Source organism: Umezawaea sp. (genome assembly GCF_036375055.1).
Classification (GTDB): Bacteria; Actinomycetota; Actinomycetes; order Mycobacteriales; family Pseudonocardiaceae; genus Umezawaea.
The window spans coordinates 77,230-91,428 of sequence record NZ_DASUSQ010000125.1 but is presented as its reverse complement, the minus strand read 5'-3'; the positions used below and the strand labels follow the sequence as shown (position 1 = coordinate 91,428).

Annotated in this window: 15 protein-coding genes; 13 read left to right on the top strand and 2 right to left on the bottom strand. The window is 73.2% G+C overall.

Annotated features, from left to right (window positions below; all coding sequences use genetic code 11):
* Window positions 1–60: 60 nt before the first annotated feature.
* Window positions 61–705, bottom strand: a complete 645-nt coding sequence (locus tag VFZ92_RS31425; protein ID WP_330879701.1) for a dihydrofolate reductase family protein — start codon at window positions 703–705, stop codon at window positions 61–63.
* Window positions 706–815: 110 nt separating this feature from the next.
* Here VFZ92_RS31425 and VFZ92_RS31420 point away from each other — a divergent pair, with 110 nt between their 5' ends.
* The 3 genes from VFZ92_RS31420 (at window position 816) to VFZ92_RS31410 (ending at window position 3,887) form a co-directional block, all read left to right on the top strand.
* Window positions 816–2,054, top strand: coding sequence for an FAD-dependent oxidoreductase (locus VFZ92_RS31420; protein WP_330879700.1), 1,239 nt, complete (start codon window positions 816–818; stop codon window positions 2,052–2,054).
* Complete coding sequence (locus tag VFZ92_RS31415; RefSeq protein WP_330879699.1) at window positions 2,051–2,503, top strand: MarR family winged helix-turn-helix transcriptional regulator; 453 nt, start codon at window positions 2,051–2,053, stop codon at window positions 2,501–2,503. The genes VFZ92_RS31420 and VFZ92_RS31415 overlap by 4 nt, the downstream gene beginning before the upstream one ends.
* A 166-nt stretch (window positions 2,504–2,669) precedes the next feature.
* A complete protein-coding gene (locus tag VFZ92_RS31410) occupies window positions 2,670–3,887 on the top strand; it encodes a GAF domain-containing SpoIIE family protein phosphatase (RefSeq protein WP_330879698.1) in 1,218 nt (405 codons plus the stop codon).
* A 12-nt stretch (window positions 3,888–3,899) separates the two neighbouring features.
* Here VFZ92_RS31410 and VFZ92_RS31405 read toward each other — a convergent pair whose 3' ends face one another.
* A complete protein-coding gene (locus VFZ92_RS31405) occupies window positions 3,900–4,802 on the bottom strand; it encodes a LysR family transcriptional regulator (RefSeq protein WP_330879697.1) in 903 nt (300 codons plus the stop codon).
* 164 nt (window positions 4,803–4,966) lie between these two features.
* Between VFZ92_RS31405 and VFZ92_RS31400 the strand changes: the two genes are divergently transcribed.
* The 10 genes from VFZ92_RS31400 to VFZ92_RS31355 all read left to right on the top strand — a co-directional run bounded on the left by VFZ92_RS31400 (window position 4,967) and on the right by VFZ92_RS31355 (window position 14,192).
* Window positions 4,967–6,085: an FAD-dependent oxidoreductase gene (locus VFZ92_RS31400; protein WP_330879696.1), complete on the top strand. Its 1,119-nt coding sequence runs from the start codon at window positions 4,967–4,969 to the stop codon at window positions 6,083–6,085.
* Window positions 6,082–7,800: a CocE/NonD family hydrolase gene (locus VFZ92_RS31395; protein WP_330879695.1), complete on the top strand. Its 1,719-nt coding sequence runs from the start codon at window positions 6,082–6,084 to the stop codon at window positions 7,798–7,800. Before VFZ92_RS31400 ends, VFZ92_RS31395 begins: the two co-directional genes overlap by 4 nt.
* Window positions 7,797–8,258 (top strand): nuclear transport factor 2 family protein, encoded by a 462-nt coding sequence (locus tag VFZ92_RS31390; protein ID WP_330879694.1) that lies wholly within the window; start codon window positions 7,797–7,799, stop codon window positions 8,256–8,258. The genes VFZ92_RS31395 and VFZ92_RS31390 overlap by 4 nt, the downstream gene beginning before the upstream one ends.
* Window positions 8,259–8,268: 10 nt before the next feature.
* On the top strand, window positions 8,269–8,577 hold the full coding sequence (locus VFZ92_RS31385; RefSeq protein WP_330879693.1) for an NIPSNAP family protein: 309 nt from the start codon (window positions 8,269–8,271) through the stop codon (window positions 8,575–8,577).
* A gap of 73 nt (window positions 8,578–8,650) precedes the next feature.
* Window positions 8,651–9,259: a DedA family protein gene (locus VFZ92_RS31380; protein ID WP_330879692.1), complete on the top strand. Its 609-nt coding sequence runs from the start codon at window positions 8,651–8,653 to the stop codon at window positions 9,257–9,259.
* Window positions 9,260–9,355: 96 nt separating this feature from the next.
* Complete coding sequence (locus tag VFZ92_RS31375; RefSeq protein ID WP_330879691.1) at window positions 9,356–10,348, top strand: hypothetical protein; 993 nt, start codon at window positions 9,356–9,358, stop codon at window positions 10,346–10,348.
* A gap of 650 nt (window positions 10,349–10,998) precedes the next feature.
* On the top strand, window positions 10,999–11,853 hold the full coding sequence (locus tag VFZ92_RS31370; RefSeq protein WP_330879690.1) for a TauD/TfdA family dioxygenase: 855 nt from the start codon (window positions 10,999–11,001) through the stop codon (window positions 11,851–11,853).
* A gap of 58 nt (window positions 11,854–11,911) precedes the next feature.
* Entirely contained in the window at window positions 11,912–12,172 is a 261-nt protein-coding gene (locus VFZ92_RS31365; protein ID WP_330879689.1) for a hypothetical protein, read from the top strand.
* Window positions 12,160–12,303: a hypothetical protein gene (locus VFZ92_RS31360; protein ID WP_330879688.1), complete on the top strand. Its 144-nt coding sequence runs from the start codon at window positions 12,160–12,162 to the stop codon at window positions 12,301–12,303. The genes VFZ92_RS31365 and VFZ92_RS31360 overlap by 13 nt, the downstream gene beginning before the upstream one ends.
* 368 nt (window positions 12,304–12,671) lie before the next feature.
* Window positions 12,672–14,192, top strand: a complete 1,521-nt coding sequence (locus VFZ92_RS31355) for an RICIN domain-containing protein (protein WP_330879687.1) — start codon at window positions 12,672–12,674, stop codon at window positions 14,190–14,192.
* Window positions 14,193–14,199 lie beyond the last annotated feature (7 nt).

The window sequence follows — 14,199 nt, the reverse complement described above, 5'->3', positions numbered from 1 at the left end:
CGCGTCCCCACCGCCCGCACCGGACTCGACGCGCGGTGGACGTGCCCCGCGTCCACCGCGTCAGCCCGCGCTCCCGACACCGCGGCCGGGGGCGCTCATGTCGCCCGTTCGCGGAGTGCCGTCGGCGAGCCCGTAGTGCAGGTGGACGGCGCCCTTCGGACCGGCCGTAGGCGGTGCGAGGAGCGTGAGGTTCGTGGGCACCTCGCCACCGTCGAACACCTTCTTGCCGACACCGAGGACGACCGGGTGCACCCAGAGGTCGAGGCGGTCGAAGAGCTTCTCGCGCAGGAGCGTCCGCACCAGGTCCAGGCTGCCGACGACCTTCACGTGCTCGTGCCGGTCGCGGATCCCGCGCACCGCGCCCGCCAGGTCGGGGCCGAGCGCGGTGGACCCGGCCCACGGCAGGTCGGGCGTGCCGCGGGTGGCGACGTACTTCGGGACGGCGTTGAAGAGCCTGGCGATCCCGTCGTCCTCGCCGCCCTCCTGGTGCGGCCAGTGGGCGGCGAAGATGTCGTACGTCCGCCTGCCGAGCAGCAGCGCGTCCGTGCCCTCGTAGGCGGCGGTGATCCGAGCCCCGGTGGCCTCGTCCAGCAGGGGCGCCTGCCAGCCGCCGAACGGGAACCCCGCCGGGTCCTCGTCGGGGCCGCCGGGCGCCTGCCCGACGAGGTCGAGGGTCGTGAACAGTGCGATGTGGATGAGGCCCATGTCCGAACTCCCGGATGAGGTGCGGTGTGCCGAACGGGGGGTAGACCCGCGGGAGCCCGTGAACTCATCGCGACCCCTAGTATCAGGTGACTGATGGTGGGGGAGGCGTCGTGCGGGTGGTCGTGGTGGGCGCGGGGATCGGCGGGCTCGCGTGTGCGCAGGGGTTGGTGCGCGGCGGGTTCGACGTGGTGGTGGTGGAGCGCGACTCCGACCTGGCGCGGACGGCCGGGTACAAGCTGCACCTGGGGCCGCCCGCGGTGGCGGCGCTGCGCGCCCTGCTGCCCGCCGACCTGGTCGAGGTGCTGCACGCCTCGGCGGTCGGGACGCGCGGGTTCAGCCTCGCCGTGCGCGACCACCGGGGCCGGGTGCTCGTGCGGGTGGTGGAACCGTCGGCCGAGCTGTCCCTCGACGTCGACCGGGTGACGCTGCGGGCCGTGCTGGCCGAAGGGCTCGGCGACCGCCTGCGGCTCGGCACGACCTGCGGCGGCTGGCGCCGCGAGGGCGACACCGTCGTGGCCGAGCTCGACGACGGGCGGGAGGAGGCGGGCGACCTCCTGGTCATCGCCGACGGGGCCGGTTCCGCACTGGCCGAGCGGCTGGCGGGCCTGCCGACCTCGGTGCCCTCGGGGTTGGTCGGCGTGGCCGGGCGCGTCCACTGGGACGCGGTGCCGGGCGCCGCCCGCGCGCTCCTGGCCGAGCCGCTGCTCGCCGTGGGACCCGGTGGCACCGGGCTGTTCGCGACCGCGCACGACCCGGCGGGCGGGGCGGCGGTGCGTTCGGAGCGGAGCCTGACGGCCACCGCGGGCGCGTCGGCGATCTGGGGCCTCGTCGCCGTCGAGGACGCCCTCCCGCCGCGCCCGCCCCCGGCGCACGAGGACCTGGTGGACCTGGTCGTCGGGCTGCTCGGCCGCGAGCGGTGGGCGACCCCGCTGGTGGACCTGGTCCGGGCGGACGGCCCGCGGACGGCCGCGGCCTTCCGGCTGCGCGCGTCCGACCCGGACCACCTCGCGCCGTGGCCGTCGAGCCGGGTCACGGCACTGGGTGACGCGGTCCACGCGATGCCGCCGACCGGGGGCAAGGGGGCCGCCACCGCGATCCTCGACGCCGAGGCGCTGGTGGACCGGCTGCGCGGCGCGCGGCGGGGAGAGGTCACCGCGGTCATGGCCGTCAGCGACTACGAGACCGCCCTGCGCCGCCACGCCGCTCCGGCCGTCCGGGAATCCCTCCAGCCGCTGAGCTGGATCCGGGCCACCGCGACCCCGCAGGGCGCGCTGCTCGCCCGAGGTGTCCTGCCGGTGGTCGCCGCGGGCTCCGCCGCCGTCCGCGCGCTGGCGGGGAGGCGCCGGTGAACCCGGCCACCGGTCCGGACGGGTCCCCGGAGGAGGACGCGCTCGTGCTGTGGGAGCTGGTCCAGACGGCCCACCTGGCCGACAGGGAGTTCCGCGCACTCTTCGCCACCGAGGGGCTCACGTCGACCCAGTTCGGCGTGCTGGCCTGCCTCGCCGACGGCGACGACTTCACGAAGGCCGAGCTGGCGCGAGCTCTTATGGTCCGGCCGCAGAGCATGGACCCCCTCATCGAGGCGCTGCTGGCCGCCGGGCTGGTCGAGCGGGACGGGCCGGCGCGCCGAGGTCGGGCCGCCGGGATCGGCATCACCGCCGCGGGCGTCGAGAAGCTCGCCCGCGTCCGCCCGGCCGTCGGCGAGCTCAACCGGCCGGACCGGCTCGGTGTCGAGCCGGACCAGGTGCCCCTGCTGGTCGCCCAGCTCCGCGCGATCCGCGCCAGGCTCGGAGGGTGACCGCCCGCTCGTCGGGGTCGCGCGCGCCGCACCGGGACGATCCGGTGCCGCCTGCTGGTTCGTCCGCGGCCAAGATCCTCCGCGGCACGGTCGGGCGTGCGTCGCACCGCCTCCTCCTCGTAGTGTTCACGTCGTGTGCGCGGTCGGTGCGGGACGAGGTTGGTAGATGAGCGACGCTCGGGGTTCGGGGCTGAGGCTTCGCGTGTTGGAGGCGGTCACGGACAGCACGCTGCGGGAACTCGACCTGGAGAAGCTGTTCGAGGCCCTGCTGCGGCGGGTGCACGAGTTGTTCGCCGTCGACACCGCCACCGTCCTGCTGGTCGACGCGAGCGGCAGGCAGTTGGTCGCCAAGGCGACCATCGGGCTGGAGGAGGAGGTCTTCCAGGGCGTCCGCATCCCCGTGGGCACCGGTTTCGCAGGCCGCGTGGCCCGCTTCCGGGAGCCGGTGCGGCTCGACCACGTGGACCGGTCGACGGTGGTCAACCCCCTGCTGTGGGAACGGGGCCTGAAGTCACTGGTCGGTGTGCCGATGGTGGCCCAGGGCGATCTGACCGGGGTGCTGCACGTCGGCACCACGACGGCCCGCCGGTTCACCGACGAGGAGGTCGACCTGCTCCGTTTCGTGGGCGACCGGCTCGCGACGGCGGCGCACGCGCACCGGTCGCGCTCCGCGCGGGCCGCCGCCGCCGTGCTCCAGGACAGCCTGCTGCCGGCGAGCCTGCCCACCAGCGACGACTGGGAACTCGCCGCCCGCTACGTCCCCGGCACCGACAGCGGTGTCGGCGGCGACTGGTACGACGTGTTCCACCTCCCCGGTGACCGGATCGGGCTCGTGATCGGCGACGTGGTCGGCAAGGGGCTGCCCGCCGCGATCGTCATGGGCCGACTGCGCAGCGCCCTGCGGGCCTACGCGCTGGAGTTCGCCGACCCCGCCGAGGTGCTGGGCAAGCTCGACCGCAAGGCCAGCCACTTCGAGAGCCAGACCATGGCCACGATCGCCTACGCGGTCGTCGACACCACGACCGGGGCCATGAGCGTCGCCCTGGCGGGGCACCTGCCGCCGGTGCTGGCCGTGCCGGGGCGGGAGACCGCGTTCGTCGACGCCCCGGTCGGCCCGCCCATCGGCTACCACCTCGCCGTCACCGGTCGGCGCGGCGCGCGGGTCGACCTGCCGCCCGGAACGCTGGTCGCCCTCTACACCGACGGACTCGTGGAGCGCCGCGACGAGGACCTGGACGGCAGGCTGGAGCTGCTGCGCCGGACCGTCCTCCCCGCGTCCGCCGAGAGCGCGTGCACCCGGATCATGGCCGCGCTGGTCGGCGACCGGCCCGCGACCGACGACATCGCCCTGCTCACCGTCCGGCACGGCCTGCGCGACCACTGACCGCGCCGGTCGTCAGGCCCGCCCGGCGAACACGTCGCGGACCCGGTCGCGGAGCCAGCGGTGGGGCCGGTCGCGGTCGTTGCGCGGGTGCCAGGCCATGCCGAGCGCCAGCGGCGGGAACGGGAACGGCAGGTCGAACGCCCGGAGGCCGAGCACGTCCAGCGTGCCGCGCCCGGTCGTGGCCGGGACGAGGCACACGACGTCGGTCTCCCGCGCGAGGAACAGCGAGGCCGCGTACGTCGGGACCACGGCGGTGACCCGCCGGTGCAGGCCGAGGTCGGCGAGCACCTCGTCGATCGGCCCGCGCGGACGTCCGCGGCGCGACACCGCGACGTGGTCGGCCGCGGCGAACGCGCGCGCGGTGACGGTGCGGGCGGACGCGAGGGGGTGCCCCGCCCGGACCACGCCGACGAGCGACTCGGTGAGCAGGGTCTCGCCGCGGATCTCGGGGTCGGCGCGGCCCAGGACGCCGACCTCCAGGTCGACCAGGCCCTCCCGCAGCGCGGGGGTGTCCTCCAGGGTGTCGGGGCGGAACCGCAGCGTGATCCCCGGAGCCTGCGCGCGCACGTCGTCGACCAGCCGCGCCATCACCGTCGTGGCGAACATGTCGGAGACCTGGAGGTCGAACGTCCGCACGATGGAGGCCGGGTCCGCGGCGGGTGCCGGGGCGAACAGCGCCCTGGCCCGTTCGGTGACGGCCCGCACCTCGCCGCGCAGCTCCAGCGCGCGCGGCGTCGGCACGAGGTCGCGGCCCGCCCGGACGAGCAGCGGGTCGTCGAGGATCCGCCGGAGCCTGGCCAGCGTCCGGCTCATCGTGGGGGCCGAGGTGTGCAGGCGTTCGGCGGCGGCCGTGACGCTGCTCTCGGTCAGCAGGGCGTCGAGCGCCACGACGAGGTTCATGTCCAGGGATTCCATTCCCCGATTATCACACGTGAAATAACATGATGTCGATATTGCACTGGTGATAGGCCACATTTTCTCCTAATGTCGAAATCAGATCCGACACCTCAGGAGGAAATTCCCATGCACAACTGCCGTTCTATTCACGGTGCCGATTTCCGCAGAGGGGGGAACCGCTGATGCGGGCGGTCGTGGTGGGCGCCGGGATCATCGGCCTGACCACCGGGCTGGCGCTGCGCGACGCCGGGTTCGAGGTCCTGGTCTGCGAGAGGGCGCCCGAGATCAGGGCCGCCGGGGCGTCGCTGGGCGTGTGGCGGAACGCGCTCGCGGTCTACGACCGCCTCGGGGTCGGTGACCGGATCGCCGCCATCGGCAAGCCGAGCGAGATGTGGTTCCACGACCCGACGGGTCGGCGCATCGAGACGCCCGGTTTCTCCGAGGCCGACCACCGCTACCTGCTGGTGCACCGCGCGAAGCTGAACGACCTGCTGGCCGACGCCGTGGGGCGCGACAACATCCGGTTGGGCGCGCGGTTCACCGGCTACGACGAGGGGCCGGACGGCGTCGTGGCGCACTTCGCCGACGGCAGCGCCGAACAGGCCGATCTCCTCGTCGGCGCCGACGGCACCTACTCGGTGGTGCGGTCGCAGCTCGTTCCCGGTGGCGAGGCCCGCGAGCACGTCGGCCACCACGCCTGGCGCGCGGTGGTCCCGGCGGGGGAGGCGCCGCTGGACTCGGACGTGCTGGTCGTCGGCCACCGCCGGGCACGGGGTGGCTACGCGCGCACCCACGACGGCGGCGCCTTCTGGCTGCTGGCGCAGTTCGACACTCCCGCGATGACCGGAACCGTGAAGGACCAGTGCCTGGAGGTCGCCCGGAACCTCGACGACGGCGGCTGGAACTCCACGCTGGCCCGGCTGATCGAGTCCACTCCGGACGACCGCATCCTGCACAACCAGGTCATGGTGGTGCCCCCGCCGCGGCGGTGGGTCTCGGCGCGGGTCGCGCTGGCGGGCGACGCCGCCCACGCCATGTCGCCGCACATCACCGCGGGCGCGACGCTCGGCGTCGAGGACGCCGCCGTCCTGGCCGGCCGCCTGACCGCCCACGGGGACGTGCCGACCGCGCTCGCCGACTACGAGGCCGAGCGCGTCCCGCACTACCGGGAGGTCGCACGCCTGTCCGCGGCCGTGGAGCACTCCGCGACACCGGACGAGTTCGCCGCGGCCTACGTCGGGTTCAGCCACTGGATGATGACGCGCGAGCGCTCCGCGTCCGGGGTGGGGGCTCGGCGGTGATCGTGACGATGGACGACGACGTGGCCGTGCCGATGCGCGACGGCGTGCGGCTCGCCACCACCGTCTGGCGGCCCGCGGGCACCGGCGCGTTCCCCGCGCTCCTGGTGCGGACGCCCTACGGCAAGGACGGCATCGGCCTGTACGGCAACTCCAAGGCGCCCGACGTGCTGGCGCTGCTCCGGGCCGGCTACGCGGTGGTGGCCCAGGACGTGCGCGGCACGTCCCGCTCGCCGGGCGTGCTCGTCCCGCACGCGGCGGAGGCGGACGACGGCGCCGACACGATCGCCTGGCTGGCGGCGCAACCGTGGTGCGACGGCAGGATCGGCACCTGGGGAGGCTCCTACCAGGGCATGGCCCAGTGGCACGCCGCCGCGGCGGCACCCCCGGCCCTGCTGGCGATGGCGCCGCTGATGGCGTCGGCCGACCCGTACCGGGCGCCGTGGTACTCGCCCGGCGGAGCCCTGTGCCTGGACACGTTCGTCACGTGGGCGAGCCGGGTCGCGCTCGCGGCGGTGCGCCGCGCCTCGCCCGCCGACGAGGGGACGGCCGCGAGGCTGACGAGCGCGCCGCTCGACCGGCTGCCCGTCGCCGACCGGCCCGACCTGCGCGACCACCTGCCGTGGGCCGCCGACGTGCTCGACCACCCGTCGCGCGACGAGTGGTGGCGGGCCGGGACGCCGGCCGAGCACTTCGGCGCGATCACCGCGCCCGCGCTCAACGTCGGCGGCTGGTACGACCCGTTCCTGGCCGGGACGATCGACTCCTACGTCGGGATGCGGCTCCACGGCGGCAGCCCTGACGCCCGTGACGGCCAGCGGCTGGTCATCGGGCCGTGGGGGCACGCCGACGGCGCGGACCTCGGCGAGTTCCCCGACCGGTCGTTCGGCCGCGAGGGCGGCGTCCAGGCCGCGGACCTGACCGAGGCGCACCTGCGGTTCTTCGACCGGTGGGTGCGAGGCAGGCGCGACGCCCTCGACGACGCCGCACCCGTGCGGATCTTCGTGATGGGGATCGACCGCTGGCGGGACGAGGCCGACTGGCCGCTGCCGGGCACGCGCCACGTCGACTACTTCCTGACGAGCGGCGGGCGGGCGGGCACCACCGGCACGGACGGCGCGCTGCTCACCACCGTGCCGGAGGACGACGGCCGCGACTCGGTCGTGCACGACCCGCTCGACCCCGTGCCGACCCTCGGCGGTCCGGTGATCCCCGGACCCGGCGCCTGGGCGGGCCCGGCCGACCAGCGCCCCGTGCGCGACCGGCCCGACGTGCTCTGCTTCACCACACCCGCGCTCGACGCGGCCGTCGAGGTCACCGGTCACGTTCGGCTCGTGCTGCACGTGTCGTCGTCGGCCGTGGACACCGACCTCACCGGCAAGCTGGTCGACGTCCACCCCGACGGGCGGGCGATCCTGCTGTGCGAGGGGATCTCGCGGGCGCGGTACCGGTCCGGCCTGGACGAACCCGCGCCGCTGCGGCCGGACGAACTCGTCGAGCTGGTGGTCGACCTGAGCGCCACGTCGAACGTGTTCCTGCCCGGCCACCGGATCGGGCTGGAGGTGGCGAGCAGCAACTTCCCCCGCTACGACCGCAACACCGGCACCGGCCGCGCCGTCGCGTTCGACGGGGAGGACGACGTGGTGGTGGCGGTGAACACCGTCCACCACGGACCGTCGAGGCCGAGCCGCCTCGTGCTCCCGGTGGTGGACCGGTGAGCCCGGTCGAGGACCGGGTGGCCGTGGCGGACGTCGTCGCCCGCCTGGCCCACGCGCAGGACGACCGGGACTGGGCCGCGCTGCGGGAGCTGTTCGCCGACCGGGTGCGCCTGGACCTGTCCGGGCAGTCCGGTGCCGCACCGGTCGACCTCACGGCCGGGGAACTGGTCGCCGAGGCCCGCTCGGTGCTGGAGGGCTTCGACTGCGTGCACCACGCGCCCTCCGTCCCGCTCGTCGAGGTCGACGGGGAGCGGGCCACCTGCCGGGTGCACGTCGTGGCCTACCACCACGTTCCGACCGACGGCGTCGACTTCTGCACCATGCGCGGCCGGTGGGAGCTGGGACTGCGTCGCGACCGCGACCGCTGGCTCGTGCACCGGTGGGCCGTCGTGCGCACCGCCCCCTGGGAGGGCTCACCCGACGTGTACCGCGTCGCCGCCGCCCGCAGGACCACGTGAGGAGCCCGCTGTGCACTACGAGATGAGGCGCGAGCAGGCGAGGCCGGGGTGCCTCGACGACCTGGTCGCCCGCATGGACGAGCTGGTGGTCCCGCTGCACCGGGAGAAGGGCATGACCGTCGTGGGCACGTTCGTGGACGCCGAGGACGGCTTCGTGTGGCTGCGCCGGTTCGCCGACGACGCGGAGCGCGAGGCCGTGGTCGACGCCGTGCACCGCGACCCGCGCTGGCGGGACGGCGTCGGACCCGCGATCCGGGAGCTGCTCGCGGGCTCCACCACGACGACCCTGCTGCCCACCACCCGTTCCGACCTGCGCTGAACCCGAACCACCTACCCCTGAGGAGATCCCCCGTGACGACCCACCCGCGGCCCACGACGGCGGGCGGCGGCCCGTGATCGACTGGCTGGACCTCGCCGAATCGGTCATCACCTCCCCGTGGCTGTACGCGGTGCTCATCGCCGTGTCCCTCCTCGACTCCTTCCTCCCGCTGATCCCGAGCGAACCCGTCGTGATCATCGCGGGCGTCCACGCCGCCACCGGCCAGACGAACATCGTGCTGGTCGTCGCCGCCACCACGCTCGGCGCCTTCCTCGGCGACCTCGTCCCGTACACCGCGGGGCGACTGCTGGGCCCGCGGGCGCTGAAGCGGCTGCCACCCGGCGGCAAGCGGCGGGCGGCGCACGACTGGTTCACCCGCGAACTCGACTCCCGAGGCGGCTTCATCCTCGTGACCACGCGGTTCATCCCGGTGGGGCGCTACCTGGCCACCCTGTCCACCGGGATCGTCGGCTACCCGCTCGGCCGGTACCTGCTGTTCATCGCGTTCGCCACCAGCACCTGGAGCGCCTACACCGCGCTCACCGGGTACCTCGGCGGCGTCGTGTTCCAGGGGAACGCGCTGCTCGGGATCTCCGTCGGCGTCGGGCTCGCGCTCGTCGTGACCGCCGCCCTCGAAGGGGCGCGCCACCTCCGGGCGCGCCGGAGGGCCGAGAGCGCGTGAGCCCGAAGCGCCGGCTCGTGATCCGCACCGCCCGGCCCGTGATCGCTGCCAGACTCGGGCGCTGGTCGAGACCTTCACGAGCAGAGGAGAACCCCCGTGCCACACCGGAAGATGAGACGCCTGCTCACCGCCTTCGTGCTCGGCACGGCGCTGGTGGTGCCCCAGGCGGGTCAGGCCGCCGCGGCGGCCTGCACGTGGCAGAAGACCGTGTGGGACCTGCCGGAGGGGGCCGCGGTCGGGCAGGTCGCGGGCTACGACGGCGGCCGGTACGCGGTGGGCGTCACCGGACGGAGCCCGGTCTCGGGCGGGGGGATCGTCAGCCCCAGGGGAACGCTGTGGGACGGCGGCAAGGTCGTGCTGCGGGTCGCGGGCGAGGTACCCCACTTGCGCGACGTGAACGCCGCGGGCCTGGTGGTCGGTGACACGGTCGTCGACGACCGGTTCGTGGCGGTCACCGTCGGCCACGACGGCCGGACCACCGCACTGCCCGCGAACCCCGCGTGGACCGGCTACTCGGCCTGGGAGGTCAACAACGCCGGGGACGTCGTCGGGTGGGCCTCCGTCGGCACGAGGACGATCCTCGTGGTGTGGCCAGGCAACGCGCCGGGCACGTACCGCGAGCTGCCCACCCCGTCGTTCTCGGCGAACTTCCTCACCGACGTCGACGAGCAGGGGCGGATCATCGTCCAGACCAGTCCGGGCGGCGGCTACGTGGTCAGCCCCTCCGGCCAGTGGAACGTGCTGGCCGCGCCCGGTGCGGGCGCTTCCGGAACGCCGTGGGACATCCGTGACGGCCGCGTCGTCGGCGGCATCAGCGGCAACGGCTACGCGGCGGCCGAGTGGGACGCGCAGGGCAGGCTCGCGCGCACCACCGGCGGCGGTGCCGTCGAAGGGCGGTCGATCGGTGGCAGCGGCACGGTCGCGGGCTACGCGTTCGCGGGTTCGGTGCAGCGCGTGGTGCTGTGGCGCGACGGGGTGGTCGTGGACACACCCATCCCGTCCCAGTTCGCACTGGCCGGGTTCAGCGACGACGAGCGCACGATCGTCGGTGTCGAACTGAGACGACCCGCGCACTACCGCTGCTCCTGACCGCCTTCCGCGCCCGCTGCTCCCCCTTCTGCCCGGTTCTGCTGATCGCGGTGCCTCACCGGCGGTGGCGACCACCGTCGGTGAGGTCGGGCGCGCCCGTCCCACCTGAGTGGGCCTGACAGGTCTCCTGTCCACTGAGGACAGTCGATGGCCTGCGGGGCGGCCCCCGGCCGCGCGGAGGGGAAGGCGGCGACCGGGGACTGGTTCACGAGGTCGGTGCGGCGGTCGCCTCTCGGCGAGTGGCTCGACGCGGCTCCAGCCGAACGGTGTTCCGCGAAGGCTCGTGGGTGAGGCCCGGGGGACACGGACCGCACCGACCGTCCTCTGCGACGGCACGGGCTGCCCCGGTGTTCCCGGCGGGAAGTGGTCTCGCCCTCATCGCGGCCCGGTGGGGAGAGGCCCTCCGCCACCTGCGTGGATGAGCTTCTCGCCAGGCGCGCGGTCGAGGCCGACGTGGCGGCCACTCGGATCCGACGGCGCGACACGGCAAACCCTACAGGCTATTCATCCGCGGTCCTCGGAACAATGACACCGCGAGTATTCTAGGTGTAAAATCATGCTGTCACGGACAATGCCCTTGACGCCCTCGGCAGGCTCTACCCAGGCTTTGCAGCCAGTTGAACTGGGGATGACCTTCCGGAACGTCGAAGATGAACAACCTTCGTTCCGGGCTGCCAGGGGGAATCATGGAGCATGATCTTTCACCTGATGCTTTCAACGCGTCACGAATCCCGCTTTCCGGTGCCTTGGGCGACTTTCTCGGCGCCGGTTCCACCGCGCCGGAAGACGCACGCCGCGAATTGATGGCGCTGGTCGACGAACACGTCGACGCCGGTTCCGGGGTGCTCGTCGGGTTCTCGCGGCTGCTGGGCGAGATGTTGCCGCAGGACAACGAGGGTACGCAGGTCAGAGTGGTGCGCGACCGGGGCACGGCCATCGGCGAGGGCGCGCGGGCCCGGTACTCCGACTCGCGGTTCGGCGGCAACCTGCACACCGACGGCGCGGAAGCGCCGTTGCCCGCGCCGGAGCTGTTCACCCTGCTGTGCACCCGCCAAGCCGACGTGGGCGGGGCGTTGGAACTCATCCACCTCAGGGACATCGTCGCCGCGCTTTCCGACCAACCGGACGTGCTCGACACCCTGCGCGCGCACTTCCACTTCGACCGCCGCGGAGATCAACCGGAAGGCGAATCGCCGACCGTGCGGAAGCCCGTGATCTTCGAACAGGGTGGGCGGGCGGCCATCACCCATCTCCGCAGCTACATCGAAAAGGGACATGCACACCCTCCGGTCCCCGACCTGTCGGCTGCGCAACTGCACGCGCTGGACACCCTGGACGCCGTGATCGCCTCTGACGAACACCCGAGGACGGGAAAATTGCGCCCCGGCGAACTCGCTCTGTTCGACAACCTGTCCCTGCTGCACGGCCGCACCGAATTCCAGGACGAACCGGACCGCTCACGGCTGCTGCTGCTGCTGCGCACGTGGATCCGCCGGAGCGGCTGAGCCGTGGTGATGCCCGCACCCGCGCCCGCGCCCGTCGCGGTGGCCCGGAACCCTGGACGTGCTGGCCGCAGGCGTCGGCGGGCGCTTCCGGCAGTTCGCCGCCACCGATGCGGTCGGCAGGCGACGTCCGACCTCGTGGCTCGCGCTGGACGACACGACCGCGGCTGTGGAGACCGCCGCGGTCGCGGGCGGGCTGGTGCTGTTCCGCGCCTACCTCCAGGCCGAGACCCCCGACGAGTACGCGGGGCGGGTGCTGGCGACCTCGCAACTGGCCGTGTCGGCCCTGTGGCTGGTCGTCTCGGCGGGGTGGGCGCCCTGACCCTGGTGGTGGCGGTCCGCACGGTGATCTTCTGCTGGGGGGCGGTGATCGTGTTGTCGGCGCTGGCCTGCCAGGTGGTGCTGCGCCGTGCCGATCAGCAGCGTCCCCAGTTCGCCCGCGGAGAGGCGTGAACCTGTGCCGGAAGAGCAGGTCGGCCCGCTTCGGTACGTGTTTCGGCAAATCTGCGGATTGTTCGTCCTTCTGCCGTTCACCTGGTCAACCGAAGCCCGAGAAATGCGGCTGGCCGCACCGGTGGATTGATCGTCACCTGTTAGGCGGCGTGTGCGGATTCGTCTCGTTGCGGACTTGTGGTGACAACAGCGGCCTCTAAAGTCGTGTTCGACGATCCGATTGTGGTGAGAAGCAGGGTGTGCCCGTCGTGCCTGTTGCCGGCCTCGGGGGTTCGCATTCGACTTATCCGCAGCAGACCGGCAGGAGGGCGCGTCCCTTCAGGGTTCGACGCCCTGTGCTTCTCATTCTCCTGGTTGAGGAGGAACGTGTGGCGCAGATCGAAGCGGGCCGAATCCACCGGCTCAGGAACAGGGCGCTCGGGCGCTATCTGAACCTGGACCCGTGGCAGGACACGGCCGAACTCAAGTGGTTCGTGCTGTCACCGGTCAACACCCGTAACCCCGGGGTGCAGCAGTGGCACGTCTTCCCCGTGGACGGGCAGGGCTACCTGCTGGTCAACGCCCAGCGAGGGTGGGCGGCCGCCAACATGGAGGACGACCACAACACTCCGATCCTGGTGGCCCGGCCGCACCGCCACGACGGCCGTGACCTGGCCGAGCACCTGGTCTGGACGCTGACCACCGCCGAGCAAGGACTGACGCGCATCCAGCACCGCGGCTGCGGGGCCTTTCTCGAAGGTCTGATGACGCCTCAGCCCAACAGCACCGCGGTGGCGGCCGAATACCCCCGCAAAGAGGACGACAGCCAGGTGTGGACGCTGGAACAGGTGCGGGAGGATCCGCGGGTGACGGGCCTGTCGGTGATCGACCGGCAGGCCGACGACATCGGTGAGGTGACGCACCTGACCGGGTTCGAGCGGCCACCGACGGAGACGGCGCCGGTGCTGATCGGCCAGATCGCGGTCCCGTTCCCGCTGGTCGTGTCGCCGCTGACCAACGCCGAGGCCTCGGCGCGCTCACCGTACTTCCTGCTCAAGCGGTACGGGTTCTGGGAGCAGACCGACTTCCACGATGATCTGGGAGACACCGCGCGGACCCGTCAGGTGCAGACCGCGGTAGGACTGGTCAGCCCTGATCCCGCGCAGGTGCTCGACCGCGCCGGGTGGAGCGTCACCGCCGACGGCGAAGCGGTCTTCGGGCAGGCAGGCGTCCTGGCCGAGGGCATCTGCCAGGCGCTCAAGCTGACCCGCGCCCCCGACGGCACCCAGCCGGGCAGCAAGCCGGCGACCGTGCGTGAGATCTCCTACCCCGGCGACCAGCGCCGCCGTGCGGACGTGGTGTGGTCGCGCGCCGACCGGTACGTCCTGGAGTACCTGGACGGCACCCCCTTCTACGAATGGACCACCCGCGGCCCCGAGCACGTCCACGAGCAGTACGTCGAGCCGCTGCTGCCCGAGCACGTGTGGATCACCGCCAGGCACTCCGGCAAGCGGTTGCAGGTCGAGGCGGGCAAAACCGACAACGGCACCGCGATCGTCCAGCAGCCGTCCACCGACGACGACGCGCAGAAGTTCACCCTGACCTGGGCCGGTGGCGGCTCCTACCGCATCACTCCCAAGGTCTCGGGCAAGGCGCTGGACGTCAAGGACGGCAAGACCGAGAACGGCCAGCAGGTCATCCAGTGGGACTGGGCTGGCGGCCCCAACCAGCGCTACCGGATCGAGCCGTTCGGCGAGGGCGACCACGTCTTCACCGCCGCGCACTCGGGCCAGGTCCTCGACATCCGCGACGGCAGGACCGACGACGGCCAGCCGCTCATCCAATGGCCCCTGCACGGCGGCCCCAACCAGCGCTTCGGCATCGACCCGATCAGCGACGCCGACTGGTGACCGACGT

Excerpts from the sequence above, each read along its gene's own strand:
- VFZ92_RS31400 (WP_330879696.1), top strand. The coding sequence starts at position 4,967 with ATGCGGGCGGTCGTGGTGGGCGCCGGGATCATCGGCCTGACCACCGGG.
- VFZ92_RS31405 (WP_330879697.1), bottom strand. The coding sequence starts at position 4,802 with ATGGAATCCCTGGACATGAACCTCGTCGTGGCGCTCGACGCCCTGCTG.
- VFZ92_RS31425 (WP_330879701.1), bottom strand. The coding sequence starts at position 705 with ATGGGCCTCATCCACATCGCACTGTTCACGACCCTCGACCTCGTCGGG.
- VFZ92_RS31370 (WP_330879690.1), top strand. The coding sequence starts at position 10,999 with ATGAACAACCTTCGTTCCGGGCTGCCAGGGGGAATCATGGAGCATGAT.
- VFZ92_RS31410 (WP_330879698.1), top strand. The coding sequence starts at position 2,670 with ATGAGCGACGCTCGGGGTTCGGGGCTGAGGCTTCGCGTGTTGGAGGCG.